The 26376-nt window shown below is 69.6% G+C and carries 25 protein-coding genes; 10 read left to right on the top strand and 15 right to left on the bottom strand.

Features of this window, described 5'->3' with window-relative positions; translation table 11 throughout:
- Positions 1 to 30: 30 nt before the first annotated feature.
- The 4 genes from MKK65_RS15845 to MKK65_RS15830 all read right to left on the bottom strand — a co-directional run bounded on the left by MKK65_RS15845 (position 31) and on the right by MKK65_RS15830 (position 3954).
- Positions 31 to 327: a nucleotidyltransferase family protein gene (locus MKK65_RS15845; RefSeq protein ID WP_243958796.1), complete on the bottom strand. Its 297-nt coding sequence runs from the start codon at positions 325 to 327 to the stop codon at positions 31 to 33.
- 85 nt (positions 328 to 412) lie between these two features.
- On the bottom strand, positions 413 to 1834 hold the full coding sequence (locus MKK65_RS15840; protein ID WP_409565437.1) for a UdgX family uracil-DNA binding protein: 1422 nt from the start codon (positions 1832 to 1834) through the stop codon (positions 413 to 415).
- A 194-nt stretch (positions 1835 to 2028) separates the two neighbouring features.
- On the bottom strand, positions 2029 to 3240 hold the full coding sequence (locus MKK65_RS15835) for a putative DNA modification/repair radical SAM protein (RefSeq protein WP_243958793.1): 1212 nt from the start codon (positions 3238 to 3240) through the stop codon (positions 2029 to 2031).
- 99 nt (positions 3241 to 3339) lie between these two features.
- Complete coding sequence (locus MKK65_RS15830) at positions 3340 to 3954, bottom strand: RecX family transcriptional regulator (protein WP_243958791.1); 615 nt, start codon at positions 3952 to 3954, stop codon at positions 3340 to 3342.
- Positions 3955 to 4109: 155 nt separating this feature from the next.
- Here MKK65_RS15830 and MKK65_RS15825 point away from each other — a divergent pair, with 155 nt between their 5' ends.
- The 3 genes from MKK65_RS15825 to grpE all read left to right on the top strand — a co-directional run bounded on the left by MKK65_RS15825 (position 4110) and on the right by grpE (position 9177).
- Entirely contained in the window at positions 4110 to 5537 is a 1428-nt protein-coding gene (locus MKK65_RS15825; RefSeq protein ID WP_243958879.1) for a TAXI family TRAP transporter solute-binding subunit, read from the top strand.
- A 129-nt stretch (positions 5538 to 5666) separates the two neighbouring features.
- A complete protein-coding gene (locus tag MKK65_RS15820; protein ID WP_243958789.1) occupies positions 5667 to 8459 on the top strand; it encodes a [protein-PII] uridylyltransferase in 2793 nt (930 codons plus the stop codon).
- A 103-nt stretch (positions 8460 to 8562) separates the two neighbouring features.
- Positions 8563 to 9177, top strand: a complete 615-nt coding sequence (gene grpE / locus MKK65_RS15815) for a nucleotide exchange factor GrpE (RefSeq protein ID WP_243958787.1) — start codon at positions 8563 to 8565, stop codon at positions 9175 to 9177.
- 12 nt (positions 9178 to 9189) lie between these two features.
- Here the strand turns inward: grpE and MKK65_RS15810 are convergent, their stop codons facing one another.
- The 3 genes from MKK65_RS15810 to MKK65_RS15805 all read right to left on the bottom strand — a co-directional run bounded on the left by MKK65_RS15810 (position 9190) and on the right by MKK65_RS15805 (position 10344).
- Positions 9190 to 9582: a hypothetical protein gene (locus MKK65_RS15810; protein WP_152997538.1), complete on the bottom strand. Its 393-nt coding sequence runs from the start codon at positions 9580 to 9582 to the stop codon at positions 9190 to 9192.
- A gap of 298 nt (positions 9583 to 9880) precedes the next feature.
- Positions 9881 to 10015, bottom strand: a complete 135-nt coding sequence (locus tag MKK65_RS31225; RefSeq protein WP_279596745.1) for a hypothetical protein — start codon at positions 10013 to 10015, stop codon at positions 9881 to 9883.
- Positions 10012 to 10344 (bottom strand): hypothetical protein, encoded by a 333-nt coding sequence (locus MKK65_RS15805; RefSeq protein ID WP_243958785.1) that lies wholly within the window; start codon positions 10342 to 10344, stop codon positions 10012 to 10014. Before MKK65_RS15805 ends, MKK65_RS31225 begins: the two co-directional genes overlap by 4 nt.
- A gap of 149 nt (positions 10345 to 10493) precedes the next feature.
- On the opposite strand from MKK65_RS15805, the gene MKK65_RS15800 reads away from it, so the two are divergent.
- A complete protein-coding gene (locus MKK65_RS15800; RefSeq protein ID WP_243958783.1) occupies positions 10494 to 11339 on the top strand; it encodes a DUF6502 family protein in 846 nt (281 codons plus the stop codon).
- Positions 11340 to 11350: 11 nt separating this feature from the next.
- Complete coding sequence (locus tag MKK65_RS15795; protein ID WP_243958781.1) at positions 11351 to 12673, top strand: DUF5666 domain-containing protein; 1323 nt, start codon at positions 11351 to 11353, stop codon at positions 12671 to 12673.
- A 301-nt stretch (positions 12674 to 12974) separates the two neighbouring features.
- On the opposite strand, the gene ada is transcribed toward MKK65_RS15795, so the two are convergent.
- Positions 12975 to 14039, bottom strand: a complete 1065-nt coding sequence (gene ada, locus MKK65_RS15790) for a bifunctional DNA-binding transcriptional regulator/O6-methylguanine-DNA methyltransferase Ada (protein WP_243958779.1) — start codon at positions 14037 to 14039, stop codon at positions 12975 to 12977.
- A 164-nt stretch (positions 14040 to 14203) separates the two neighbouring features.
- Here ada and MKK65_RS15785 point away from each other — a divergent pair, with 164 nt between their 5' ends.
- A complete protein-coding gene (locus tag MKK65_RS15785) occupies positions 14204 to 15193 on the top strand; it encodes an alginate O-acetyltransferase AlgX-related protein (protein ID WP_243958777.1) in 990 nt (329 codons plus the stop codon).
- A gap of 6 nt (positions 15194 to 15199) precedes the next feature.
- Here MKK65_RS15785 and MKK65_RS15780 read toward each other — a convergent pair whose 3' ends face one another.
- On the bottom strand, positions 15200 to 15946 hold the full coding sequence (locus MKK65_RS15780; protein WP_243958775.1) for a YebC/PmpR family DNA-binding transcriptional regulator: 747 nt from the start codon (positions 15944 to 15946) through the stop codon (positions 15200 to 15202).
- Positions 15947 to 16145: 199 nt separating this feature from the next.
- Between MKK65_RS15780 and MKK65_RS15775 the strand changes: the two genes are divergently transcribed.
- Positions 16146 to 17216: an SDR family oxidoreductase gene (locus MKK65_RS15775; RefSeq protein ID WP_243958773.1), complete on the top strand. Its 1071-nt coding sequence runs from the start codon at positions 16146 to 16148 to the stop codon at positions 17214 to 17216.
- Here MKK65_RS15775 and MKK65_RS15770 read toward each other — a convergent pair.
- Positions 17170 to 18828, bottom strand: coding sequence for a methyl-accepting chemotaxis protein (locus tag MKK65_RS15770; protein ID WP_243958771.1), 1659 nt, complete (start codon positions 18826 to 18828; stop codon positions 17170 to 17172). The two genes, MKK65_RS15775 and MKK65_RS15770, sit on opposite strands and share 47 nt — an antisense overlap.
- Before the next feature lie 81 nt (positions 18829 to 18909).
- On the opposite strand from MKK65_RS15770, the gene MKK65_RS15765 reads away from it, so the two are divergent.
- Entirely contained in the window at positions 18910 to 19452 is a 543-nt protein-coding gene (locus MKK65_RS15765; protein WP_243958769.1) for a hypothetical protein, read from the top strand.
- A 359-nt stretch (positions 19453 to 19811) separates the two neighbouring features.
- On the opposite strand, the gene MKK65_RS15760 is transcribed toward MKK65_RS15765, so the two are convergent.
- The 5 genes from MKK65_RS15760 to MKK65_RS15740 all read right to left on the bottom strand — a co-directional run bounded on the left by MKK65_RS15760 (position 19812) and on the right by MKK65_RS15740 (position 24007).
- Positions 19812 to 20561, bottom strand: coding sequence for an HAD-IA family hydrolase (locus tag MKK65_RS15760; protein WP_243958767.1), 750 nt, complete (start codon positions 20559 to 20561; stop codon positions 19812 to 19814).
- A complete protein-coding gene (rpe, locus tag MKK65_RS15755; protein WP_243958765.1) occupies positions 20555 to 21241 on the bottom strand; it encodes a ribulose-phosphate 3-epimerase in 687 nt (228 codons plus the stop codon). Before rpe ends, MKK65_RS15760 begins: the two co-directional genes overlap by 7 nt.
- 83 nt (positions 21242 to 21324) lie before the next feature.
- Complete coding sequence (locus tag MKK65_RS15750; RefSeq protein WP_243958764.1) at positions 21325 to 21732, bottom strand: NUDIX domain-containing protein; 408 nt, start codon at positions 21730 to 21732, stop codon at positions 21325 to 21327.
- A 337-nt stretch (positions 21733 to 22069) separates the two neighbouring features.
- On the bottom strand, positions 22070 to 22930 hold the full coding sequence (locus MKK65_RS15745) for a phosphoribulokinase (protein ID WP_058192046.1): 861 nt from the start codon (positions 22928 to 22930) through the stop codon (positions 22070 to 22072).
- Between the two features lie 21 nt (positions 22931 to 22951).
- Entirely contained in the window at positions 22952 to 24007 is a 1056-nt protein-coding gene (locus MKK65_RS15740; RefSeq protein WP_243958763.1) for a class 1 fructose-bisphosphatase, read from the bottom strand.
- A 182-nt stretch (positions 24008 to 24189) separates the two neighbouring features.
- Here MKK65_RS15740 and MKK65_RS15735 point away from each other — a divergent pair, with 182 nt between their 5' ends.
- A complete protein-coding gene (locus tag MKK65_RS15735) occupies positions 24190 to 25131 on the top strand; it encodes a LysR family transcriptional regulator (protein WP_243958762.1) in 942 nt (313 codons plus the stop codon).
- Positions 25128 to 26369, top strand: coding sequence for an NAD(P)/FAD-dependent oxidoreductase (locus tag MKK65_RS15730; RefSeq protein ID WP_243958760.1), 1242 nt, complete (start codon positions 25128 to 25130; stop codon positions 26367 to 26369). The genes MKK65_RS15735 and MKK65_RS15730 overlap by 4 nt, the downstream gene beginning before the upstream one ends.
- Positions 26370 to 26376 lie beyond the last annotated feature (7 nt).

The following is a 26376-nucleotide window of genomic DNA, read 5'->3' as shown; positions in this document are numbered from 1 at the left end:
ACGATATCCGAGCAGGCGGCGCGGTCGCGCTCAGAAAGCGATAAGGGCAGCGCGCTCGGCCCGCACCCGGATCCGGTCCTTCAAGCTCGTGCGATTGGCGACATCGACGCAGATCGGGAACAGGTCGCCGATGAAGCGGCACAGCCCGACATACCCGTAGACGCCGCCCACCACAGGGGCGTCGATCTCGATCATCACGTCGAGATCGCTGTCGGCCCGGGCTTCGCCGCGGGCAACGGAGCCGAACAGGGCCGCATGCCGGACGCCGCGGCGGCGCAGTTCGGCCTCGTTGGCGCGCAAGATCGCAATGGCGGCCTGACTGTCCATTCGATCACGCTAATTCGGAACGCTCCCGCACTGAACACCCCGCCAGCGCCAAAAAGAGAGCGCGCAGCTCTCAACCGGATGCCGATCAGGCAGCCAGTTCGCGCCCGATCTCCGCCACCCGGCGCAGGTCGTCCACGAAGGCCGCGTAGGCCTCCGCCTTCGCCTCGTCGGGCAGGCGCAGCAGGTAGGACGGGTGGACGGTGATGAAGCCCTGGAAGCGGTTGTCGAGCCGGTCGAACCGGAACGGGCCGCGCGCCCGGGTGATCGGGACCGCCTTGCCGGTCAGCGCCAGCACCGCTGTGGCGCCTAGCGCGACCACGAGTTTCGGGGCCACGAAGTCGAGCTCCCGGTCGAGCCACCAGCGATAGTGGCTGACTTCGCCGGCCGTGGGCTTCTGGTGGATGCGACGCTTGCCCCGCTCCTCGAACTTGAAATGCTTCACCGCGTTCGTGAGGTAGCTCGCGCCGCGATCGACCCCGGCTTCCGCCATGGCCCGCGAGAGCAGCTGGCCCGCGGGCCCCACGAAAGGCCGGCCCTGCCGGTCTTCCTGGTCGCCCGGTTGCTCGCCGACGAAGGCGATGGTGGCACCGACCGGCCCTTCGCCGAGGACCGCCTGCGTGGCGCCCGGCACCAGCGGCTCGGTCCGCTTGATGATCGCGTTCAACGCGTCGAGGGTCTTCGGGTCCTGGTCGGCCATGGCTGCGACGGCGCGGGCGGGTTCGCGGCGTGTGGGCAAGGTCGGCTCTCTCTCGATCATGGCTTCGGTCCGTCCGGCCGCCGCCCGGATGAGGGCGGGGATCGCGGCGGTCTCGGGCATGTTGCGCCAGTATTTTTTGGGCATCTCCGCCCGCATGGCCTTTAGGTTGGTACGGGCCGGGTTGAAGGTGCTCTCGTAATAGGTCTGCCAGCCGGCCTCGAAGCCGTCGCCCTCGGGCAAAGCCGCCCGGTCTCCCGGCGGCCCGTAGGTCAGGGTGTCGGTATCCCAATGCGCCGACCCGTCGGGGGTCAGGATCGACCAGCGCATGCCGCGGAAGCGCGCGACGAAAAACGGCGCAGCCGCCTCCAGGATGTGGTGGTCGGGCTCGAACCACGCGACGAAATGCTCGCCGCCCGAATCCTCGGCGCGGCGGAAGCGCAGGAAGGCGTGCATCTTGTGCAGGTCGCGCCCGATTGCCTTCGCCATCCGGTGCAGGCGGTGGACCAGGGGATCGCTGCCCACCTCCATCAGATGCCGCTCGCCGTGGCAGACCCGCCAGATCAGGGCGTAGAGCAGGCCGTAGCGCTCGGGATCGCGATGCGGGATCACCTGGGGGATCAGGCTGGCGACCGCTTTGGGAAGGGCGAGCGGCGCGCTTGCAGCCTCAACCGACTCGGCGCCGAACAGGCCGGGCGAATCCGTCACCGACCACGTCACCGCCTCGGGCGGGACACCCTGCGCGACGAGCCGGCGCGCGGCATCGCGGAAGCCCGCGAGATCGGCGCCCGGACGCAGAAGAATACTCTGCAGTCGGCGCGCATCCCCTCCCCCCTCTGCGGGGGAGGGTGGGCCTCGCGTCAGCGAGGGTCGGAAGAGGGGCAGCGCGACGTTGGTGGATAAATCTCCCGTCGCGCTCTGCACGGCACCGTCGCTCCCCTCTCCCGACCCGCTTCGCGGGCCACCCTCCCCCGCAGAGGGGGGAGGGAATGCACGGAGGCCGCTCATCAAAACAGGCTCAGCTGCCGGACCGGCTCGACGAGGCGTTCGCGCAGGTCGAGGCGGTCGGTGAGCCCGACCGGGCGATGGTCGGCTGCGATCAGGAACGGGCGGGCGCGCTTCAGCCCGGACGACAGCCGAGCGACGTCTTCGAGGCGCAGGGTCGCATGGCGGCGCGCCTTGATGATCTTGTCGACGGCCTTGGCCCCGAGGCCCGGTACGCGCAGGAGCCACTCCCGGTCCGCCTTGTTCACGTCCACGGGAAACTTCTCGCGGTGCTTGAGCGCCCAGGCGAGCTTCGGGTCGATATCGAGGGCGAGCATGCCCCCTTCGGAGGCGTCGGCGACCTCATCCGGGGTGAATTCGTAATACCGCAGCAGCCAGTCGGCCTGGTACAGACGGTGCTCCCGCTGGAGCGGCGGCGGCTTCGGTGGCAGGATCGCCGACCCGTCCGGGATCGGGCTGAAAGCCGAGTAATAGACCCGCTTCAGGCCGACGCTGCCGTAGAGATGCGCACTCTTGCGGATCAGCGCCTCGTCGGTGGTGGCGTCGGCCCCGACGATCACCTGGGTCGAATGCCCGGCCGGCGAGAAGCGCCGCTTCTCGGCCTTGGCCTCGACGATGCGCTCGCCGATCTGCGCCATCGCGTTCTGAATGGCGGCGCCATCCTTTTCGGGGGCCAGCCGCTCCAGACTCGCCTCGGTCGGCAGCTCGACGTTGATCGAGAGCCGGTCGGCATAGAGACCCGCCTCCTCGATCAGCCAGGGGCTCGCCTCCGGGATCGACTTCAGATGGATATAGCCGGCAAATCCATGGTCGCGCCGAAGCGACTTCGCCACCCGGGTCAGAAGCTCCATCGTGTGGTCCGGCGATTTGATGATGCCGGACGACAGGAACAGGCCCTCGATATAGTTGCGCCGGTAGAAATTCAGCGTGAGGTTCACGACCTCCTCAACGGTGAACTTCGCCCGTCGGACGTTCGAGGAGCGCCGGTTGATGCAATAGGCGCAATCGAACAGGCACCAGTTGGTCAGCAGGATCTTCAGCAGCGAGACGCAGCGCCCGTCCGGCGTATAGGCGTGGCAGATGCCGGCCCCGGTGGTGGAGCCCAACCCGTCCTTGCCGGCCGCGCGCTTCGGCGCTGCCGAGGAGGCGCAGGACGCGTCGTACTTGGCGGCATCCGCGAGGATGCGCAGTTTCTTAGCCAGGGTCTCATCCATCGAACAGACAATGAACGAGAGGCCTAAAGAGGCAAGGCCGCCCCGCGCCCGGCCCCCGTCCGCGATGCCGCACCCCGCCGATAGCTCTGCTGCGATGCTTTATTCCATCTCGTCGGGGTCCGCATCGACCACGCGGCGGGCGAGGTCGTAGGAAAAGCCGGCCCGGGCCAGGGCTCCGAGGTCACGGTCGCGGTGGAGCGCCCGCGTGTCGGACCGGCGATGCGTGCCGAGGCGTCGCCGCTTGGCATAGGCGCGGGCCGCCTGCAGCTCGATATCGGCGGCTTCCGCTTCGGGGATCGCCTCGCGCTCGGCCCGCATCGTGGCCTCGACCACGTCGCGGGGTACTCCCTTGGCGGCGAGCTTCGCCGCAGCACCCCGGCTCGACGTGCCGCGCCGGCGCAGCGTGGCAAGTCGGGCATCGGCAAAGCGGGCATCGTCGACGAGCCCAGCCGAGACCGCCCGCGCCACAGTGGCGGCGATCATGTCGGCGAAAGCGGAGGGATCCTCGCCCCGCAGCCGCGCCCGCTTGTCGACCCGCCGTGCCAGGGTCCGGCGCAGCATCTCGGTCGAGGCGCTGTAGCGTTCCAGATAGTAGAGCGCGACCCGCTGCAGCCATGCCGGGCTGACTGGACCCGGCGGCCGCCGCTCCGCATCGCGGTCTTTTCTCGCATCCCGGGCTGCTGATCCGGGCTCTGCAACGTTTGGTGGTTTCACCGGTTCTTCACGATCTCGACAGGTTTGCGTTCCATGATTTGGGGATGGAACGCGCGCAACGCGACAGGCTCGGCCATGGTCCGGAGCAAAGTCCTTCGCCCGATCTCACCCACGGCCCGTGGCGGCGACGCCTGCGCGCCGCGGCGACGATCCTGATGCGTCGCGAGTGGCTCCTCGTTCTGGTCGCCCTCGGGCTGGCCGCCGTCGCGGCCGGCATCGTCTATCTGTCGCGCCCGACCACCCTCACGGTGGCGGTCGGACCACAGGACGGGGCCGAAGCCGCGCTGATCGAGGCCTATGCCAACGCCCTCGACCGAAGCCGGGAGGATGTCCGCCTCAAGGTCGTGCGCTACGGCGACGTGCGCGACAGCGCCTTGGCGCTTCAGCGAAACCGCGCCGACCTCGCGGTGGTGCGTCCGGACGTGTTCCTGCCCGAGAACGGCCTGACGCTGGCGATCCTGCACGACGAGGCCCTGGTGATCGCGGCGCCCGAAGGAGCCGACATCGACGACGTGCCGGCGCTCGCACGCAAGCGGCTCGGCATTGTCGTACGCCACGGCGCCGACCTGCCGTTCCTGACGAACCTGCTCTCCTTCTACGACCTCCTGCCGGACAGTCCCCCGGTCGCGGATCCGGCAGAGGGCGACCATGCGGCCGAGACCGAGATCGCTGCGGGCCACGTGCAGGTGGTGCCGTTGAAGATCGGCGAGGTCACGGCGGCGCTTGCGGAAAAACGCGTCGACGCGGTTGCGGTGATAGCGAGCCCCGCCTCGAAGATCACGGGGGCCGTCGTGCGCGCCATCGAGTTGGGCTCGCCCGACCGCAAGATCGGGTTCGTGTCGATCCCGGACGGGGACGCGATCCTGCAGCGCTTCCCCGAATTGCAGGCGGTGACGATCCCGGCCGGGACCTTTGGGGGCCGCCCGAAGCGTCCGGATGAGGAGGTCCGCACCGTCGGCGCCTCCTACCGCCTGATGGCCCGGGGCGGCGTCAGCCGGGTCGCCATCGCCTCGGCGACGCAGCACCTGTTCGAGTGGCGCTCGCGGCTCGCCGCCGCAGCGCCGGCCGCGAAGCTGATGAAGGCGCCGGATTTCGACACCACGGTCGCGGCAACGTCAGCACGCTTGCCGAACCACCCCGGCGCCGTCGACTATTTCGAGCGCGAGCAACAGACCTTCCTCGATCGCTACGAGGATTACATCTACCTGCTCGCCTTCTTCGGCGGCACGATCGGTTCCGGCGTCGCCTGGATCGGTCAGCGGCTGGCCCGGAAGCGCCGGGAGCGCATCGACATCGTCCTCGACCGCCTGCTCGACATCATGCGTGAGGTGCGGGCCGCCACCAGCGCGGCCGAGCTCGATGACATCGCGATCGAGACCGATGGGCTCGTCTCTGACGTCGTCTGTTACGCCCGGGAACGCAGCATCGACTCCCGGACGGTGAGCGCGCTGATCCTGGCGGTGGACGGCGTCCACGCGGCGATCGCCGATGCGAGGCGGCGGGCCGAAGGCTCGCTCCCTGGCACGGCCGCCCGCCCGCGCACCGGACGTCTGCTGGCCCTGAACCTGCCGGCGGCGGAGTAGCGATGGCCCTCGCTCGCGCTGCGGCAGCCCGCAATCAGGACGGGACACGGTCTTGGGAGACGCGGCGCGGCCGTGCGCTGCGCATCACCGCACGGCTGGCGGCGTAGGCATATCATGCTAACGGGGGGCATGTTCGATCCCGTCCCCGCCCTCAAAACGGTTCTCGAAAATCTCGACCGCGAAGCCCGCGAGCCGACGAAGCTGCGCGCCGCCCTGGTGCCCGAGCTGCGCCGGGTCATCGAAGAGGGCCACCGCGCCGCCGAGGCACAGCTGCTCAGGGATCGCAACGGGCTTCACTGCGCCCAGACGCTGTCGGCGCTCACCGACGCCGTGGTTCGGGCGATCTACGACGCCGTGCTCTGGCGGCTCTATCCCAACGACAACCCCTCGACTGGCGAGCAGCTCGCCGTGGTCGCCACCGGCGGCTACGGACGAGGCACGATGGCGCCGGGTTCCGACATCGATCTGCTGTTCCTGCTGCCCTACAAGCAGACCGCGTGGTCGGAGAGCGTCGTCGAGGCGATGCTCTACGTCCTGTGGGACCTGAAGCTGAAGGTCGGCCACGCCACCCGCTCCGTGGAGGAATGCCTCCGCGAGGCGAAGGCGGACATGACGATCCGCACCGCGCTTCTGGAGGCGCGCTACCTGTTCGGCACACGGGTCCTGTTCGAGGAGCTGGTGACGCGCTTCGACGCGGAGCTGGTGGTCGGCTCCGCCGCCGAGTTCGTCGATGCGAAGCTGCGCGAGCGCGACGCCCGGGTCTCGAAAGCCGGCTCCTCGCGCTACCTCGTCGAGCCCAACGTCAAGGACGGCAAGGGCGGCCTGCGCGACCTGAACACGCTGTTCTGGATCGCCAAGTACACCTACCGGGTGCGCGATCAGATGGAGCTCGTGGGCGCCGGACTGTTCACGCAAGAGGAATACACGCTGTTCGAGCGCTGCGACGAGTTCCTGTGGCGGGTCCGCTGCCACATGCACTTCGTCACCAAGCGGTCGGAGGAGCGTCTGTCCTTCGGCCTGCAGCCGCGGATCGCCGAGCGCTTCGGTTACGAGGCGCGCGGCGGCCTGTCCGGGGTCGAGCGCTTCATGAAGGCCTATTTCCGCGTCGCCAAGGATGTCGGCGATCTCACCGCCATCGTGTGTGCCGAGCTGGAGGCACGCCACGCCAAGCGCACGCCGGTGCTCGACCGCTGGATCGGCCGGTTCCGCGACCGGTTCCGCGCCACCGCCATCGAGGCGGAGGATTTTTGGATCGACCACGGCCGGGTGAACCTGCGCGCGGAGGACGCGTTCGAGCGTGACCCGGTCAACCTGATCCGCCTGTTCTGGCTGGCCGACCGGCACAATCTGGCGATCCATCCGGATGCCAAGCGGCTGGCGAACCGGTCGCGCCGCCTCATCACCCCGACCCTGCGGTCGGACGCGGAAGCCAACCGGCTGTTCATCGACATCCTGACCTCGCGCAACGCGCCCGAGGAGGCTTTGCGCGAGATGAACGAGGCCGGCGTGCTCGGCCGCTTCATCCCGGATTTCGGCCGCATCGTCGCGATGATGCAGTTCAACATGTACCACCACTTCACGGTGGACGAGCACCTGCTGCGCACCGTCGGCATCCTGGCGGCCATCGAGTCGGGCCGCGCCGAGGAGGCCTACCCGCTGGTCTCGCGCTTGATCCACACGGTCCACAACCGCACGGCGCTCTACGTGGCGATCCTGCTCCACGACATCGCCAAGGGTCGCCCCGAGGACCATTCGATCGCCGGGGCAGCGATCGCCGCGCGTCTCTGCCCGCGCTTCGGCCTGACCGAGGCCGAGACGGAGACCGTAGCCTGGCTGGTCGAGCATCACCTTCTCATGTCGATGACCGCGCAGAGCCGCGACCTGTCAGACGGCAAGACGATCGAGCGCTTCGCCTCGGTGGTGCAAAGCCTGGAGCGGCTGAAGCTCCTGACCATCCTGACGGTGGCCGACATCAGCGCGGTCGGCCCCGGCGTCTGGACCGCCTGGAAGGGCACCCTGGTCCGCACCCTTTATGACGAGACCGAGGTGTTCCTCTCAGGCGGCCATTCCGAGATCGCCCGCACCGACCGGGTACGCCTCGTCCAGATGAGCCTGCGCGAGCAGCTGCCCGGTTGGGCGTCGGAGGAGTTCGACGCCTACGCGGCGCGCCACGGCCAGGCCTACTGGCTGAAGGTCGACAGCAACCGGCAGCTCAAGAACGCGGTCTTCCTGCGCGATGTGCTCAGCGAGGGCCGCACCAGCGCCACCGACGTAGCCCTCGATCCCGTCCGCGGCGTCACCGAGATCACGATCTACTCGCCCGATCACCCGCGCCTGCTCGCGATCATCACGGGGGCCTGCGCGGCGGCGGGCAGCAACATCGTCGACGCGCAGATCTTTACGACGACGGACGGCTTCGCCCTCGACACGATCTTCATCTCCCGGGCCTTCGAGCGCGACGAGGACGAATTGCGCCGGAGCAAGCGCATCACGGCGGCGATCGAGCGCTCCCTGAAGGGCGAGATCCGCATCGCCGACCTCGTGGCCGACAAGCACCCGCCGACCAGCGCCCGGGCCAAGACCTTCCTGGTGCCGCCGGATGTCGGGATCGACAACGCCCTGTCCTCCCGCGAGACCGTGGTGGAGGTGACGGGCCTCGACCGGCCCGGCCTGCTCTACGAGCTGACCACGGCCTTCGGGCGGCTGTCGCTCAACATCACCTCGGCGCATGTCGCCACCTTCGGCGAGCGCGCGGTGGACGTCTTCTACGTCACCGACCTCACAGGCACCCGGGTGACGCAGCCCGACCGGCAGGCGGCGATCCGCAAGGCGATGCTGGATGTGTTCGCCGGGGACGTGGCCGCCTTGAGGGCCGAGGGGCTTGAGGCCCTGGTCGCCGCACCGCCGCCGCGTGAGGCATGAGCGTGCGGGTTGATTTCGGCCGTTCCGGGTCAGATATCAGCGCCGAATTCGATTCCCCTCACCCATCCCTGTCGACGACTGAAACGTGATGACGAGCAACGACATGTCCCAGGATGACCAGCGCCAGACCACGGTCGAAGCCGGTGCCAGCGCGGCTCAGGAGACCGCGTCGCCCGGCAAGGGCCCCGAGTCGACATCCGTCGATCCGGTCGCCGAGGCCCTGGCCCTGCTGACCGCCGAGCGCGACGAGCTGAAGGACCGGACGCTGCGCACGCTCGCCGAGATGGAGAACCTGCGCCGCCGCACGGAACGGGAAATCGCGGATGCCCGCGCCTACGCGGTCACGAACTTCGCCCGCGACGTGCTCAACGTGGCCGACAACATCCACCGGGCCCTCGAGAGCGTCCCGGCTGACGCGAAGGCGGCGGCAGACGGCGCCTTCAAGGGGTTGATCGACGGCATCGAGCTGACCGAGCGCGACTTGGCCAAGACGCTGGAGCGCCATGGGGTGAAGCGGGTCGAGCCGGAGGGCCAGAAGTTCGATCCGAACCGGCATCAGGCCATGTTCGAGGTGCCGAACCCCGATGTTCCGGCCGGCACCGTCGTGCAGGTCGTGCAGACCGGCTACGTCATCGGCGAGCGCGTGCTGCGGCCGGCCCTGGTCGGTGTCTCCAAGGGCGGCCCCAAGGCGGCGGCGAGCCCCGCCGACGCCGCCTAGGGGCATCGCGAATCAGCGCACCTGTGCGGAGGCCTCCGCACAGGGCAGCGTTGTGGCGAAGTCGGAAATGAACCGCGCCGTCTGCCGGATCTCGGCCGGCGCGTGCGGGTTTCGGGCGACCGCACCCGCTTCGACTTGGAGGCGCCGGTTGCAACCGCAGGTCGGCATCCGGCCCGAGGCGGGATCGGGCCAGCAGGCATCGTGGTGCGCGCAGGCACGGTCCAGCGCGTCGATCGGCGGATAGCCTGGGCCGCGGTTCCCCGGCCCGCAGAAATTGCCGTGAATCAGGAAGCCGCCCTGCCCGGATGGACCGGGCAGCATGATCTCCTGCGCGGTCGCCGTGGCGACGACGAATCCGAGGGCGAGCAGCGTCGCCGCGATGGGGTTGAGCCTGGGAGCGTTCACGGCCGATCCTGCATTGGGGATCCTCCTGACGCCGCGTGGCCATACCGACGCGGCATCCGGCCACTGCCTGAGCCGCGCGCCGTGGAGATCCCGACCGGCAGACGGAGTCGCGAAGCCGAACGCCCTGCATTGCGACCGAATGCGGCGAGATCGTCAAGATCTATGACCGCGAATATTGATGACTGTCAGCAATCTTAATCGGCGCCGGGCAAATGGCCCGGCGAATTTTGTTGGTCGGCACATCAATACTCGGCACATGGGCGGCATCGCGGGCTGTTCGGGCATACCGAGGTGCCTGTCACAGGGCGAGGAGCAGCAGGCCGACAACGGTCACCGAGAGGATCAGGCAAAGCGCAAGGTCGAGGATCGGAGCGCCGCCGCAGGTTGGCCCCTGCCGGGTACCATCGTCCACCGCCGGGATCATCACGCTCACGACCGCGCCTCGACTGTCGTCGGATCCAGCGTGGCAATCTTCTTCGACCGCGCGGCGCGGGCGGGCGTGACGCCGCCGGAGGGTGCCGCAGCCCCGTCTGAGGGGATAATTGGGTTGGCGGCCTGCGACTCTCGCGTTTCACCGGCCCGGTGAACCGTGTCCGCGACGGTGATGCCGAGGGCAGGCAGTGTGAGAGCTGCGACCACGCACAGAATGCGCTTCATCCGCGGCAAAAGGCTGGTCTGCCGGCACCGGCAGAGCGGAGTCTTGGGGAGCGTCAGCGGCGGCCAGGTTTCGGCCAGCGGTCGGCACAGATCGGCTCGCATCATCCTCGACTCCGTCATTGACGTGGGAAATTTGACCACGCAACCGAGTTACGTGTGCAAAATTCCCACGTCAACCGGAATTCGCCACTCTGACGTGCGGATGCGCACGCCGTGGGATTGTCTCCCACGACACATCCGCTAACGATGCCGCCATGTCCGAGAGCACCGACACGAAACCGGAGGGCGCCAGCCTGCACGCGCCGCTCGCGCGATTGCTGCGGCCGCTGGTGCGCCTGCTCGTGGCCCGCGGCATCACCTTCCCGGCGCTCACCGACCTGCTGCGCGAGCTCTACGTGAACGTCGCCGAATACGACTTCGCCCTGCCCGGCAAGGAGCAGACCGACAGCCGCGTCTCCCTGCTCACCGGCATCCACCGCAAGGAGGTCCGGCGCCTGCGCGGGGCCGGGGCGCCTGTCAGCGTGGTGCCGGCCGTGGTCTCACGCACGAGCCGGATCATTGCACGCTGGATCGCCGACCCGGCCTTCACCGATCCACAGGGCCAGCCCCTGCCGCTACCACGCACGGCCGATGCGGGCGCGCCGTCCTTCGAGGCCCTGGTCTCCGGTGTGACCCGCGACCTGCGCCCCCGCGCGGTGCTCGACGAGTGGCTCGATCGCGGGCTCGTCTTCACGGACGTCCAAGACCGGATCGTGCTGGCGGAAGCGGCCTACGTGCCGCGCGGGGACGGTTCGGCCGAGCCGCAGCTCTATTATTTCGGCCGCAATCTCCACGACCACATCGCGGCGAGCGTGGCCAACATCGTCGGCGATACGCCGCGCTTCCTAGAGCGGGCGGTCCATTACGATGGTCTGTCCAAGGAGCTCGCGGCCAAGCTCGAGGCGCGGGCGCGCGAGATTGCCATGGAGGCCCTGCAGCAAGCCAATCGCGAGGCGCATGCCGCCTGCGAGACCGATCCCGGCGGCGAATACCGCTGGAATTTCGGCCTTTACGTCTACGCCGAGGCCGTGCCGCCGGCCCGGCCCGCAGACGGGCGCTGAGAGGCCGGCCGGTGCGATCCTCGCCAAACCGTCGGTTCGTCCTGCGCCTGCTCGCGGGCGCCGCCACCCTGCTGCCGGGTACCGCCCGGCCGCAAGAGAACCCGCGCGATCAGGGGATCGGCGGCACCGGCATGAAGATGATCGAGGAGCCGAAGGACGATCCCCTCGGCCAGGGCGACCGCGGCATCGGCGGCACCGGCGTGATCGGCACCATCCGCCGCTTCGGCTCGATCGTCGTCAACGACCTGCGCATCGCCTATCCGCCGGAGGTGGCGGTGCAGATCGACGGTGAACCCGCCAAGGCCACGGACCTGAAGATCGGTCAGGTCGTGCAGGTCGTTGCGCGGCCTGAGCGCGGCGGCCTCGGCACAAGCCGCATCGACGTGACCAGCGAAGTCGTCGGACAGGTGGAATCGGTCTCCCCGGGGCGGATGATCGTGCTCGGCCAGCGCGTGGATAGCGCGGGTCTCGCGGGCGACTGGCAGGCAGGCAGCCGGGTGGCGGTGAGCGGCCTGCGCCGCCCGGACGGCGTCATCGTGGCGAGCCTGATCGAGCCGCGCACCTCGGGGCCCGACCGCGTCGCCGGGCCTGTGCGCCGCGACGCGGGCGGCGGCCTCGCCATCGGCGGCCTGCGCCTCAAGGGCGCCGACGCCCTGCCGCCGGGCCGCCGCGCCCTGGTGACGGGCGTGACCGAACTCGGCGTTCTCAGCGTGACCAACGCCGCCGCGGTCGGGCTGCCGTTCCCGCCGGGCCTCAAGCGGGTGTCGATCGAGGCCTATATCGGCCGCGCCGGCATCGGCCTCGATCTCGGCTCGGGCCTCGCGGTGTCGGGCTATGCGGGTCTGCGTGTGCCGCGCCAGGGCAGCGTCCGCGGCGTGCTCACCGCCGACGTCGCACCGGACGGCGGCCTGACCCTGGAGCGGCTTCGGGTCGAGGATCGGCTCGCCCCGGAGCCGCCCCGGCCGGACGCGCCCCGGTTCGAGCGCGAGCGCGACCGCCTCGACCTGCAGAAGCTGCCCGACCTGCCGGACATGCCCGGTCGCTTCGGCGCCGAGCCCGGCAACCGCCAGAGCCCCTTCGGCGGCCTCGGCGACACCAACGGCCCGACGATCGACACCCGCCCCGGCGCGGGCGGCATCCCGGGCGCGGACGGCCCTGGCGGGTTCGGGGCCCCGCGTGGCGGTCCCTTCGGAGGCGCACCGGGCGCCCCCGGCGCTTTCCCCGGAGGCCCGAGCGGTGGTCCCGGAGGCTTGGGTGGCCCCGGGGGCTTCGGGGGGCCGGGCGGCGGCCCGGGCGGTTTCGGGGGACCACCGGGCGGGGGCGGTCGGCGCTGAGAGCTTGCCGCCCGTGCGATCTCGCCCGGTTTCCCGGCTCAGAACCTCGCAATGACGGTACAGAACGCGCAGCCGTCGCCAGCAGATGACACAGGCCCCTGTCCCGGACGCCTGGAACGTCAGTGGAAGGTGATCCGGGACCCAGCACAGGAAGCGCCGCGCAGCGGCACGATCGTCAAACAACAATGCGGACGCTGCGCGTCATATCATGCTGGGTCCCGGGACGCATTCCGCTGGCGCTGCATGCGCCCGGGAAAGGGACGGCGCGAAACCGGCGATGGGCCGCGACGGCACGTTCGATTCAGCCCCCCGCCTCGCGCGCCAGCAGATCCCGTTTGCGGGCGACGCCCCAGCGGTAGCCCGACAGGGCGCCGTCCGACCGGACCACCCGGTGGCACGGGATCGCCACCGCCAGGTGGTTCGCCCCGCAGGCTTGGGCGACGGCCCGCATGGCGGTGGGCGCCCCGATGGCGCGGGCGATGTCCGCGTAGGTGGCGGTCGTGCCCACCGGGATCGCCCGGAGTGTCGCCCAGACACGCTGCTGGAACGCGGTCCCGCGGATGTCGAGGGGCAGGTCGAGGCCGATGCCCGGTGCCTCGACCAAGCCGATGACGCGGGCCATCCAGGCCTCGAAACCCGGGTCATCGCCCTCGATCTCCGCCCCCGGAAACCGGTCCTGCAGGTCGCGGACCAGGGGTTCGGGGTCGTCGCCGAGCAGGATCGCGCAGATCCCCGCCTCGGTGGCGGCCACCAGGATCGCGCCGAGTGAGCAGGCGCCGACGCCGAACCTCATGCGGATGCCGGTACCGCCCTTGCGGTAGGCGGCGGGCGCCATGCCGAGCCGTCCGGCGGCGTCCGCGTAGAACCGGCTCGCGGTCGAGTAGCCGGCCTCATACAGCGCCTCCGTCACCGTGGCGGCCTTGGGCAGGCCGGCGGCGAGGGCCTCGGCCCGGCGAGCGGTCGCGTAGGCCTTCGGGGTGACCCCGGTGGCGGCTTTGAACACCCGGTGGAAATGGTAGGCGCTCAGGCCCGCGGCCTGGGCGAGGTCGGCGAGCGGCGGCATCGTCTCGGCCGATTCGATCAGCCGGCAGGCCCGGGCGACCGCCTCGGCCCGGCGCTCAGGCAGCCCGGGCTCGTTCGGCCGGCAGCGTCGGCAGGGGCGGAAACCTGCGGCTTCGGCCTCCGCGCAGGTCGCGTGGAAAGTGACGTTCTCGGGCCGGGCCGCCCGTGAGGGGCAGCTCGGGCGGCAATACACGCCGGTGGTGCGGACCGCGTAGACGAAACGGCCATCCGCCCGCCCGTCGCGGGCGGCGAGCGCCGCCCAGCGTTCGGTGTGTTCGGAGTTGGCGGTCGCGAGCGCGGTCATGGCCGCACTATGCGGCGCGGCCGGTGTGTTGAGGAGGGGTTTGGCGGAGACGGGCATGACGGGACCTGCCGGACGGGTATATCGAGCGTCCCTCTCCTGCCGGTCCGCGGCCGCGGCCGCATCCTGCCCCTTGCTGCCGAATTTCTATCGCCCCCGAGTACGTCATGGCGTCGAGCAACACCGATCACATTCATGTCGGGCGGGATGGTTGGCTGTTCCTGAAGACCGGGACCAACGACATCCTCGGGCAATTCGAGCGCCCGGAGGAGACCACCGACCTGATCTGGCGCTGGCGCAGCCTCGTGATGACCCGGGAGCGGCGGCTGCGGGCGCTGGGCATCCGCTACCGCCACGTGGTCGCGCCGGACAAGCTGTCGATCTACGACAATCACCTCGACGGTCTCGCCATCGCGCCGGAGGCCTCCCCGGCCTACCGGCTGCTCCACGCCGAGCCGCCGCTGGGCAACCCATGGCGGCGGGGCCTGACCGGCCTCTACGCGGATTGGCGGCGCCGGAAGCGCTGGCGGGAGACCTGCATCGACCTGATCACGCCGATGCGCGCCGCCCGGGACACGGCCGATCTTTATTGCCGGACCGACACCCATTGGAGTTTCGACGGCTGCTACCTGGCCTATGCCGAGATCTGCTGGGCCTTCGGGGCGGAGCCGCGGACGGACCTCCGCGACCGGCCCTTCACCCAGATCGACCATGACGGCGACCTCGGCAGCGCCTTCGACCCGCCCCGGCGGGCCCCGTCACGGGCCTATCGGATCCAGCGGGATGCGGTGCGGACCTATGCCAGCCCGATCGTCGAAGCGCGCGAGAAGGTGGGCCTGCTGCACACGCTCCATGTCGGCGCCAACGTCATCTACGGCAACGCCGCAGCGAGCGACCCGCGCCGGCTGGCGCTGTTCGGCGATTCGTTCTCGCACGTCATGCCGTACATGCTGACGATCCTGCTCGCGGAGACCTTCCGCGAGGTACATTTCATCTGGAACACGTCGCTCGACTGGTCCTACATCGACCGGGCGAAGCCGGACCTTGTCCTCACCGAGGTGGCCGAGCGGTTCATGGCCCAACTGCCGGACGACGGGTTCTCGCTCGACGCCTACGTGCAGGAGCGGTTCGGCGCCGAGCTGGCAGCCCAGGCCTAAAGAGCGCTAGCCCTCCAGCTTGTCCATCAGCGCATCGGACAGGGCGAAGTTGACATAGACGTGCTGCACGTCGTCCTGGTCCTCGATCACCTCGACCAGGCGGATCAGCTTCTCGCCGGTCTCGTCGTCGACATCGATCGTGTTTTGCGCCTTCCAGACCAGGCCGGTGCGGGTCGGCTCGCCGAACCGGGCCTCCAGGGCCTTGGCGACCTCGCCGTAGGAATCCTGCGCGCAGACGACCTCGTGGCCCTCCTCGCTGGAGCTGACGTCGTCGGCCCCCGCCTCGATCGCCGCCTCCAGCATCGTGTCGGCATCGGCGACGCTCGCCGGGAAGCCGATCACGCCGACGCGGTCGAACATGAACGCCACGGCGCCGGTCTCGGCGAGGCTGCCGCCGGACTTGGTGAAGGCCGAGCGCACGTCGGAGGCGGTCCGGTTGCGGTTGTCGGTCTGCGCCTCGACGATCAGCGCGGCGCCGCCGGGGCCGTATCCCTCGTAGCGGATGTCCTCGTAGTTCTCGCCATCTGCCCCGGAGGCCTTCTTGATGGCGCGCTCGATATTGTCCTTGGGCATGTTCTCGGCGCGGGCCGCGATGATCGCCGCGCGCAGGCGCGGGTTCATGGCCGGGTCCGGCGTGCCGAGCTTGGCCGCCACGGTGATCTCGCGGGCGAGCTTGCCGAACACCTTCGAGCGGACCGCGTCCACCCGGCCCTTCCGGTGCATGATGTTCTTGAACTGCGAATGGCCTGCCATGGCGTGTGAGACTTTGTTCGTTGGCGAGGGCGGGGATCCGGGACCCCGCCGTCGCGGCTGTGAGGTCGCCGCGTTATAGGCCGCCGGCTTCCGACGAAGCAACGCGGGCCGGGGCGTCGCGCGGCCGTCGCATTCGCGTGAGGTGCGGAAAGATCTCCGGCGGCGAGCGTTGGCCGGGACTGTTTCACGTGGAACCCCGATGTCGAACCGGACCGAACGCAGCAAGACAGTGATGGTGACGGGCGCCAGCGCCGGCGTCGGCCGGGCGGTGGCGCACGAATTCGCGCGGCACGGTTGGAACGTCGGGCTCATCGCCCGGGGTGAAGCCGGGCTTGCCGGCGCCATCCGCGACGTGGAGCGGGCCGGCGGCCGCGCCCGCGCCTTCGCGATCGATGTAGCCGACGCGGATGCCGTCTCGCGTGCCGCCGATTCGCTCGCGCGGGCCTTCGGCGGCATCGACGTCTGGGTGAACAACGCGATGGTGACGATCTACGCGCCCGTCCAGGAGACGAGCCCGGAGGAGTTCCGCCGCGCCACGGAGGTGACCTATCTCGGGCAGGTGCATGGGACGCTGGCGGCGCTCCGCCACATGGTGCCGCGCGACCGGGGCACGATCGTCCATATCGGCTCGGCGCTCGCCTACCGGTCGATCCCGCTCCAGGCGACCTATTGCGCGGCCAAGGCGGCGGTGCGCGGCTTCGTCGACTCTCTACGCAGCGAGTTGCGGCACGATGGCAGCCGGGTGCGGCTGACGATGGTTCAGCTCCCGGCGGTCAACACGCCGCAATTCGATTGGGCGCGCTCGCGGCTGCCCCGCAAGCTCGAGCCGGTGCCGCCGATCTACCAGCCCGAGGCCATCGCCCGGCACGTCTTTCGGGCCGCCCACGACGCGCCGCGGGAATTGTGGATCGGCGCTTCGGCCTGGAAGGCGATACTCGGGACGATGCTGATCCCGGGATGGATCGACAGCTACCTGGCCCGACACGGCTATCGCGGGGAGATGACCAGCGTGCAAGCTCAAAAAAATCGTCCGGACAACCTCTACGAGCCCGTCGATACCGATCCCGGTGCCCATGGGCGCTTCGACGCCCGGGCGACTGCGCACGTGGCCGCGGCCGACCCGCGCTGGCTCAAACTCGGGATCGCCGCGCTGCTCGGCGTGGCTGCCGGCTCGATGCTGTTCGCCACCGAGGCGCAGGGCCGGCGCATCGGGCGCTCCCGCCTCAGGCCGCCCGCACGGTCGCCAGGAAGCGCCCGACCTCGGCCGTGAGCTGTTCGGACTGGCGCGACAGGGCGGAGGCCGAGTCCAAGAGCTCACCCGCGGCGGCGCCGGTCTTCTCAGCGGCCCCGGCCACGCCCGTGATCGTGCGGGTCACCTCGCTGGTGCCGGAAGCCGCCTGCCCGACATTGCGGACGATCTCCTGAGTCGCGGCATCCTGCTCCTCGACGGCCGCCGCGATCGAGGCGGACACGGTGCTGATCTCCCGGATGCGACCGGCGATGGCCTCGATGGCCGATACGGCCTCGCCGGTCACGCTCTGAATCTGACCGATCTGCTGGCCGATCTCGCCCGTGGCCTTGGCGGTCTGGTCGGCGAGCACCTTGACCTCCGCGGCCACCACCGCGAAACCCTTGCCGGCCTCGCCGGCCCGGGCCGCCTCGATGGTGGCATTGAGGGCGAGCAGATTTGTCTGCGCCGCGATGCCGGAGATCATCCCGACCACCTCGCCGATCTTGGACACGCTGGTCTTCAGGGCCGTCACGAGGGCGGCGGTCTGGTCCGCTTGGCCCACAGCGGCCCGCGCCAGATCGGCCGAGCCCGAAACCTGTCGGCCGATCTCCTGCACCGAGGCGCCCAGCTCCTCGGCGGCAGCCGCCACGGTGCCGACATTGGACGCGGCCTGCTCGGAGGCGGCCGCGACCGTGATCGATCGTTCGGCACTGTCGGCTGCCGTCGTCGCCAGGGTCTGCGCCGTTGCCTGCAACGCGCCGGCCGAGGCCGAAACCGTGCCGACGATCCCACTCGTCGCCTGCTCGAACGCATCGGCCATCTGATGCATCGACGCCAGACGCTGTTCCTCGGCGAGCAGCCGGGACTCGCTGGCCTCCTGTTCCAGGGCCTTCGTCAGGATCAGGTTGTCCTTAAATACCTGCACAGCCGCAGCCATGTCGCCAATCTCGTCGTCGCGCTGGGTGCCGGGCACGAGCGTTTCGAGCTGCCCCTCGGCGAGCCGTCGCATCGCGCCGCCCAGGTGAAAGAGCCGCCGGACAACGTGGAACTGGACGATCAGCACCGCCACCACGGCAAGGCTGGCGGCGAACAGGATGGTCGCAACGGCGAGCAGGAAGTCCCCGTGGGCGTCGGCGGCTGCCGCACTCGCGCGAGCCTGGGCGGCCTCGAGGACCGCGATCGCGGCGTCGGCGAGCGTCTGCTGGCCGATGATCGCCTCGTCCCAAGCCGCAATGGGGATCGAGATCTTGCGCCCCGCCGAGACGTCGGCAGCGACGGTGTTGCGCAGGTCGGCCAGCTTGCCGCTGAAGTAAGTGGCGTTCGCCCTGTCGTAAGCCGCTTTCACGGAGGGATCGAATCCAGCGGTGGCGATCACGCGCTGGGCGATCTGCCACGCGGTGAGGGCCCCGGTTTCCGCCCTGTTCAGCTGCGTCCAGTCGGCGGGCGTAGCGGCGCGACCGGTGGTCACGAGTTCGCTCACCTGGGACGCGACCCTGCTGGTCGTCGTCCGGGTCAGCCACGTCGCCGCCCTCGCATCCAGGAAGCTGCCGAAACCGGGCTCGAGGGCCTGAATCTCGGCCTCCGCCGCGTCCGAGGCGGCCTCGAGCACGGTGAGAATCCGGACGCCCAAGTCGGCAAGCGTCTTGCGCACCGATGGATCGCGTGCCGCGATGGGCTGTTTGAAGGCGGCATCCACGGCGGGGCGCTGGCGTCTCCACTCGTCCACCAAGGATTGCAGTTCGACGCCCCGCGCTTTGAGGGCGACATCGTGCAGACGCCGCAATTCAGCCAAGGCACCGTCGATCGCCGTGTCGAAGGCCTCACGGCCCTTCAGGGCGATCTGCCGGTGCAGGCGGCCAGAATCGTCATCGGCACTATCGGCGAGCGCGATCATGGACCAGCCGCGCTCGACCCGAAACTGGTTCAAGCTCCCGAAAAGGTTGCGGTCGATCGCCATGTATTCGGCGACTTGCGTGGTGATTTTGGATCGCGTCCTGCTTCGTGCGACTTCCAGCGCGGCGATACCGATCGCCGCAATGCTCATCAGAGCCACCATCGCAATGAGGACCAAACGAATCGAGATTCTCAGCACGATCACCCACCCGGACAGACGACCACAGCAAGATTGCTCCAAGATGCCTATCGGTATGGGGGATTTCAAGTGTTGATTTTCTATAAGTACTTTCAAATATGGTACTTGATCGATCTTGATCTACAGCATTATTCAATTTGTATTATATTTATAAGTCAAAATATTGAAAGCAACTTGTCGTAAGGCACCCTGCGAATCTGAAACAATACAGTTGGGTATGTGAGCCGGCACGGGCCATGGGTCGATCGCCCGGTGGGCCACCCGCACGAACCGCCAGGCCACCGACCGCGCAGGCGCAGCCCCAAATCCCGTCTCGCGGACGAACACCTCGGCCTCGGAGCGCGGATCGTCATCGGTCGAAAACCGGAAGCCCATCTTTAGGGTGATCGACCCGGTCACGGGCGATCGCCGTCGGACGGCCCAACGAGCGCCTGCATGCGCCGTGGGCGGCTCGGACGCCGCGACGCGAACGGTGAGGGCCCGACTCGGCGGAGGGGGACCGCAGTCGTTCGTTCGGTCGCGCTCCGCGGTGCGGACTCCGTCTACAGCAAACCCGCGTGCCAATCCCGCAGCGCGGCCAGCGTCACCACGCGGCCCGGCCATTCCAGGCCGGCGAGGTGCCGATGCGGATGGCCGGGCTCGCCGAGGTCCGAGACCGCCGAGAAAGCGCCGTCGAGACGGTGGCGGTCGGTGTAGCGGCTGCGTGTCGCCAGGACCGGCAGGCCGGCGGTACGGGCCGAGGCGATGCCGGCGGCGGAGTCCTCGAAGGCCACCGCCTCCGAGGCCGGCACCCCGAGCCGCTCCAGCGCCAGCAGGAAGACATCCGGAGCGGGCTTCTTGCGATCCGCTTCGTCGCCGGCCGCGATCACCGCGAAGGGCGCGTCGGAGGCCGGAAAATTGGCCGCCAGCAGCCGGTCGACGTTGGGCCGGCTGGTGGTGGTGGCGATCGCCAGAAGGAGGCCGGCGCTCCGGGCCTCGGCGACGAGCCGGGCGATCCCCGGGCGCAGCGGCAGCCCGTTCTGGGCGATAAGCTCGCCGTAAGCGATCGTCTTGCGGGCGTGGATCTCGGGCGCCTGCGCGTGGAAGGAGGCGGCCGCGCCCGGGTGGGTTGTGTCGATGTAATGGGTCAGCCGCTCCTTGCCGCCCATCACGGTGAGCAGGTCGGCGTAGAGCGCGGGGTCCCAGCGCCAGGGCAGGTCCAGCGCCGCAAAGGCGCGGTTGAACGCCTGCCGGTGCAGGTCCTCGGTTTCGGCCAGCGTGCCGTCGACGTCGAAGATCAGCGCCCTCAGCACGAGAGATCGCGGCCGGAGGCGCCCTCCGCGCCGGCCCGGATCGCCGCGATGCGTTCCGCATAGGCAGCGGGACCGCCGCTGAAGACCGCGTTGCCGGCCACGAACGTGTCGGCGCCGGCGCGGCTCGCCGCCTTCACGGTCTCGGCATCGATGCCGCCATCGACCTGGATGCGGATGTCGCGGCCGGCCACCATGGCCCGGACCCGCGCCACGCTCTCCATGGTGCTCTTGAGGAATTTCTGGCCGCCGAAACCGGGATTGACGGTCATCACCAGCACGAGGTCGACCATGTCGAGCACCGGCTCGACCAGGGCGGCGGGGGTCCCGGGGTTGATCGCCACGCCGGCCCGCTTGCCGAGGTCGCGGATGGTCTGGAGCGAGCGGTGGATATGCGGTCCGGCCTCGGCATGGACCGTGATCCCGTCGGCACCGGCCTCCGCGAAGGCCGCGAGATACGGGTCGGCCGGCGCGATCATCAGATGCACGTCGAAGAACGTGTCGGTGTAGGGGCGCAGCGCCTTCACCACCGGGGGCCCGAAGGTGATGTTGGGCACGAAATGCCCGTCCATCACGTCGAGATGGATCCAGTCGGCCCCGGCCTCGGCCACCGCGCGGGTTTCCTCTGCGAGGCGGGCGAAATCGGCGGACAGGATCGACGGGGCGATGACGGGAGGCAGCATGCGATATCCGGAATCGGGCGGGCCGGGGCGAGCGCTGAAGGCCGAAGAGCGTCGATCCATTTACGTCGGCTCGCCGGCTCTTCCTACCCCTGCGTGTCGACCTGTCGGATGAGCGCGACGGCGGTCTTCGCCGCGAGGGTCAGGGGCTGCGGCGGTGCCTCCAGATCGAACCAGTCCAGACCGTCGTGCTTGTCCGGCTCGACCAGCCTCGGCGTCCCAGCATAGGCTTCGACCCGGTAGACCGGCGCGACCCAGTGGATGCCTGCATTCCGATCGATGTGATCGATCACGCAGAGGAGTGTGACCGGCTCGATGCCGATGCCGAGTTCCTCGGCGACCTCGCGCTTCACGGCATCGGCCACGGGCTCGAACAGGTCGACCTTCCCGCCTGCCAACCCCCAATGCCCGGCCTCCGGTTCGGTCCTCCGGCGCAACAGCAGGATGCGGCCATCGCCGACGATGGCGGCCCCGCATCCAACCCGTGGCTCCATCTGCACGATCCGACATCCCTTGTTTGGGATTTTGCTGGTGCCACGGTGAGGGCCGAGTCGCCAGTGTCGGCGACCCGGATCGTCATTGCGAGCGCAGCGAAGCAACCCAGTGAGCCGCCACGCTTTGGGAGCGCACGCTGCCCTGGGTTGCTTCGCTGCGCTCGCAATGACGGCGGGGAAGATCGGCTGAGCGATCAGCGCAGGACCGGCGGCGGGATGAACCACGCCGTCATTCCGGGCTCCGCTTCGCGGCCCCGGAATGATAGGGCGGATGCTTAGGCGTCCATGCACCCTAAGCCCTTCGCGCGAGCGGGGAAAAACCGATCCCCCAAAAAAATCACGCCAAGCGGCGGCGGCGTTCCACGAGTTGCATGATCATCGGCGTCAGGATCAGCTGCATGGCGAGGTCGAGCTTGCCGCCCGGGATCACGATGGAATTGGCCCGGCTCATGAAGCTGTCGTGGATCATCGAGACGAGATACGAGAAATCGATCCCCTTCGGGTCCTTGAACCGGATGACCACCAGCGACTCGTCGGCGGTGGGAATCCAGCGGGCGATGAACGGGTTCGAGGTGTCGACGGTCGGCACCCGCTGGAAGTTGATGTCCGTGAACGAGAATTGCGGGCAGATGGTCTGCACGTAGTCGGGCATCCGCCGCAGGATCACGTCGGTAACGGCATCCGTGGAATAGCCGCGGAACGAGCGGTCCCGGTGCAGCTTCTGGATCCATTCGAGGTTGATCACCGGCACGACGCCGATCTTCAGGTCGGCGTAGCGGGCGATGTCGACATCCGGGTCGGCCACGCAGCCATGCAGGCCCTCGTAGAACAGCAGGTCGGAATCCGGCGGGAACGCCTCCCACTCGGAGAAGCTGCCCTCCGGGATGCCATAGGCCCGGGCGTCGTGCTGGTCGTGGGCGTAGTGACGGGTCCGGCCGGTGCCGTTCTCCGCGTAGCTGCGGAACACCGCCTCCAGCTCCGGCAGCAGGTTCGCCCGGGGTGCGAAATGCGACAGCGTCGGCTCACGAGCCATCATGGCCCGCATCGTATCCCGGTCGAAGGCGTGGAAGCCGTCGCCTTCGATGAACACCGCGCGCACGTCCTCCCGGCGGAAGATCTGCTCGAAGGTGTTGCGCACCGAAGTTGTGCCGGCCCCGGAGGAGCCGGTCACCGAGATGATGGGGTGCCGCGCCGACATTCTGTGTTCTTGGCGTCCTGCCTATGAGCGCATCAGGCCGCGCTGGCCGAACAGCGGCGAGCGGCCGGCATCGGGCTTGCCGCCGGCGTAATAGGAGGCCACGCAATCGACCTCCTCGGTGGAGCCGCAGACCAGCGGGGCGCGCTCGTGGATCCCGGTGGCCACCAGGTCGAGGATGCGGGTCTGGCCGTCGGTCGCGGCGCCGCCGGCCTGCTCGATGAGCATCGCCACCGGGGCGACCTCGTAGAGCAGCCGCAGGCGGCCGCGGGCGTAGTTCTTCCGGGCGTCGCCCGGATACAGGAACACGCCGCCCCGGGTCAGCACGCGCTGAATGTCGGCCACCAGGGAGGCGAGCCAGCGCATGTTGTAGTCCTTGTCGCGCGGCCCCTCGGTGCCGCGCTGGCAATCCTCGATATAGGCCTTCACGGGGGCGTCCCAGTGCCGGACGTTGGAGGCGTTGATCGCGAATTCCTTGGCCGAGGCCGGAACGGACATGCCTGCGCTGGTCAGGCGGAACACGCCGTCCGCGCGATCGAGCACGTAGGATTGCGTGCCGTCGCCGAGCGTCAGGATCAGCGCGGTGGCCGGGCCGTAGGTCACGAAGCCGGCGGCGATCTGGGCGGTGCCCGGGGTGGTGAACGAGGCCAGCGGGTTGGCCGGATCCTTGATCGACGGGCGGATGCCGAAGATCATCCCCACCGCCATGTTGACGCCGATGTTGGACGAGCCGTCCAGCGGGTCGATGGCGACCGCAAGCGGCGCGTCCGGGTTCAGCCGCATCACCTCCTCGGCCTCCTCGGAGGCGACCTCGGCCACCGGAGCGCCTTGCAGGGCGGCGGTGACGCTCTCGTGGGCGATCACGTCGAGCGCCTTCTGCACGTCGCCGTCGCTGTTATGCTCGCCCGCTGCCGCGAGGTCGCCGCCGAGCGCGCCGCGCCCGATCAGCGCGCTGATCTCCACCGCCGAGCGCGCGATCGCGCCGATCACCGCGGCGGCATCCTTCAACGCCGGGTTGGTTTCGACCGCCTGCACCAGGCAGGTCTCGAGAGGCGTCCCGATCGCTGCTGAAATTGCCATCGGCCTATCTCTCCTGCTGGAATCCCGCCTGCCGGGATCGCGCGTTCCGCGCCGGGTCTGTACCGGGCCCTCTACCACCAAGATAGCGGGCCGCGCGCCTGGATCGACAGGAACCGGGGACGCCACGCTCAAGATTTCTGAGGGATCTTGTGTCATAGGACAAAAAAAACGACATCTCCGCCATGCGCAATCTCTCCCTCAAGCAGCTCCAAGCGGTGGCGGCGGTGGCCCGCCTGGGTACCATGACCCGGGCCGCGCAGGAGTTGAACGTCACCTCGGCCGCGCTCTACGCGCGCATCCGCCAGCTGGAGGAAGAGGCCGGACTGCTGCTGTTCGACCGGACGCCCGGCGGTCTCAAGCCCACCGATGCCGGGCGCGAGATGCTCTGGGCGATCGACAGCATCAACACCGTCCTGGAGACCTGCACCGACCGGCTGCGGACCCTGCGCGGCGCCGAGGGCGGCCGGGTCGCGCTGGGCGTCGTCTCGACCGCGAAGTATTTCGCGCCCCAGGTGATCGCGGGCTTCGTCAAGCAGCACCCCGGCGTCGAAATCAGCCTGTCGGTGCGCAACCGCGGCCAGACCGTCGAGGCGCTGCGCGGCTACGAGATCGACTTCGCCGTGATGGGCCGCCCGCCCCGGGACTTCCCGATCGAGGCCGCGACCTTCGGGCCACACCCGTTGGTGCTGGTCGCGGCCCCGAGCCATCCGCTCGCCGGCCGGACCGGCCTGTCCCGCGAAGATCTGGCCGATCAGCCGTTCTTTTTCCGCGAAGAGGGCTCCGGCACGCGCACGGTCTTCGAAGAGTTCATGAGCGGCATCCTGGTCAAGCGGGCGCTGCTCGACATCGACACCGGCTCCAACGAGACCATCAAGCAATCGGTGATGGCCGGGCTCGGCATCGCGCTGCTGTCGGTCCATTCCGTCGCGGCCGAGGTCGAGAGCGGCCGCCTCGCCCTTCTCGACGTCAAGGGCCTGCCGATCCGGCGCGACTGGTACGCGGTGCGCCGGGCCGACAAGGTGCTGGGGCCGGCGGCCTCCGCGGTCTGGTCCTACCTGATGAGCGACGGCGCGCGGATGCTGCCGGGCGTCACGCTCCCCGAAGTCACCGGGGCCAAGGCGTGAGCACCCCCGGCATCGTCGTCGCCGGGGCCGGCCAAGCGGGCTTCCAGCTGGCCGCCTCCCTGCGCGAGGGCGGCTTCCGGGCCCCGATCACCCTGGTGGGCGACGAGACCGCCCTGCCCTATCAGCGCCCGCCCCTGTCGAAGGCCTATCTGGCCGGCAAGACCGACGCCGAGGGGCTGTTCCTGCGCCAGCCCGGCTTCTTCGCCGAACACGCGATCACTCATCGGCCGGGGATCCGCGCCCTGGCGATCGACCGCGCGGCGCGCCGCCTGCAACTCTCGGACGGCCAAAGCCTCGCCTACGATCACCTCGTTCTGGCCACCGGCGCCCGCAACCGGCCGCTGCCGGTGCCGGGGGCCGATTTGCCGAACGTGCGCCAATTGCGCGGCCTTGCCGATGCCGACGCGCTCCGGATGGCGCTCGGCGAGGCCAAGGCGATCGTGGTGATCGGCGCCGGCTTCATCGGGCTGGAATTCGCCGCCGTGGCCGCGGCACGGGGCCTGTCGGTGACCGTGGTGGAGGCGGCCGACCGGCCGATGGCCCGGGCGGTCTCACGGGAGATCGGGCAGTTCTTTCAGGCAGCCCACGAGGCGATGGGCGTGCGCTTCGCCTTCGGGGGGGGCGTGACCGCGATCGTCGGCCGGGCGGGCCGTGCCACGGGCATCGTCCTGGCGGACGGACGGGAGCTTCCCGCGGACTTCATCCTGATCGGCATCGGCGTGCTGCCGAACCGGGAACTCGCCGCAGACGCCGGTCTCCCGGCCGAGGACGGGGTGCGGGTCGACGCCTTCCTGGCGACGCCCGATCCGGCGATCTCGGCGATCGGCGATTGCGTCCGCTTCCCGAGCCCGTTCGCCCACGGGCTCACCCCGGACGGCACGGTGCGGATCGAGTCGGTGCAGAACGCCATCGACCAGGGCCGCTGCCTCGCCGCGCGGCTCAACGGCAAGCCGGCGGCCTACGGGGCGCTGCCGTGGTTCTGGAGCGACCAGGGTCCGCACAAGCTGCAGATCGCCGGCCTGTCCGGGCCTGGCGATACCAGCGTGGTCCGGGGCTCGGGCTCGGCGTTCTCGGTGTTCCGCTTCCGGGACGGTGCCTTGAGGGCCGTGGAGTCGGTCGACCGGGCGGGCGACCATATGATCGCCCGGCGCCTGCTGGCGGCGGGCACGCCGCTCACCCCGGAGCAGGCGGCCGATCCGGGCTTCGATCTCAAGGCCCTGGCGATGAAGCGGCCCTGACCGGGGA

Source organism: Methylobacterium sp. J-001, assembly GCF_022829565.1.
Taxonomy (GTDB): Bacteria; Pseudomonadota; Alphaproteobacteria; order Rhizobiales; family Beijerinckiaceae; genus Methylobacterium.
This window is presented reverse-complemented; position numbering and strand designations above follow the sequence as displayed.

What these genes read in the sequence shown, in the direction of transcription:
- MKK65_RS15750 (WP_243958764.1), bottom strand. Translation starts at nt 21,732, where the DNA reads ATGGAGCCACGGGTTGGATGCGGGGCCGCCATCGTCGGCGATGGCCGC.
- MKK65_RS15785 (WP_243958777.1), top strand. Translation starts at nt 14,204, where the DNA reads ATGGCGTCGAGCAACACCGATCACATTCATGTCGGGCGGGATGGTTGG.
- MKK65_RS15825 (WP_243958879.1), top strand. Translation starts at nt 4,110, where the DNA reads ATGCGTCGCGAGTGGCTCCTCGTTCTGGTCGCCCTCGGGCTGGCCGCC.
- rpe (WP_243958765.1), bottom strand. Translation starts at nt 21,241, where the DNA reads ATGCTGCCTCCCGTCATCGCCCCGTCGATCCTGTCCGCCGATTTCGCC.
- MKK65_RS15800 (WP_243958783.1), top strand. Translation starts at nt 10,494, where the DNA reads ATGTCCGAGAGCACCGACACGAAACCGGAGGGCGCCAGCCTGCACGCG.
- grpE (WP_243958787.1), top strand. Translation starts at nt 8,563, where the DNA reads ATGTCCCAGGATGACCAGCGCCAGACCACGGTCGAAGCCGGTGCCAGC.
- MKK65_RS15775 (WP_243958773.1), top strand. Translation starts at nt 16,146, where the DNA reads ATGTCGAACCGGACCGAACGCAGCAAGACAGTGATGGTGACGGGCGCC.
- MKK65_RS15780 (WP_243958775.1), bottom strand. Translation starts at nt 15,946, where the DNA reads ATGGCAGGCCATTCGCAGTTCAAGAACATCATGCACCGGAAGGGCCGG.
- MKK65_RS15735 (WP_243958762.1), top strand. Translation starts at nt 24,190, where the DNA reads ATGCGCAATCTCTCCCTCAAGCAGCTCCAAGCGGTGGCGGCGGTGGCC.
- MKK65_RS15805 (WP_243958785.1), bottom strand. Translation starts at nt 10,344, where the DNA reads ATGATGCGAGCCGATCTGTGCCGACCGCTGGCCGAAACCTGGCCGCCG.
- MKK65_RS15745 (WP_058192046.1), bottom strand. Translation starts at nt 22,930, where the DNA reads ATGTCGGCGCGGCACCCCATCATCTCGGTGACCGGCTCCTCCGGGGCC.
- MKK65_RS15835 (WP_243958793.1), bottom strand. Translation starts at nt 3,240, where the DNA reads ATGGATGAGACCCTGGCTAAGAAACTGCGCATCCTCGCGGATGCCGCC.
- MKK65_RS15820 (WP_243958789.1), top strand. Translation starts at nt 5,667, where the DNA reads ATGTTCGATCCCGTCCCCGCCCTCAAAACGGTTCTCGAAAATCTCGAC.
- ada (WP_243958779.1), bottom strand. Translation starts at nt 14,039, where the DNA reads ATGACCGCGCTCGCGACCGCCAACTCCGAACACACCGAACGCTGGGCG.
- MKK65_RS15740 (WP_243958763.1), bottom strand. Translation starts at nt 24,007, where the DNA reads ATGGCAATTTCAGCAGCGATCGGGACGCCTCTCGAGACCTGCCTGGTG.
- MKK65_RS15845 (WP_243958796.1), bottom strand. Translation starts at nt 327, where the DNA reads ATGGACAGTCAGGCCGCCATTGCGATCTTGCGCGCCAACGAGGCCGAA.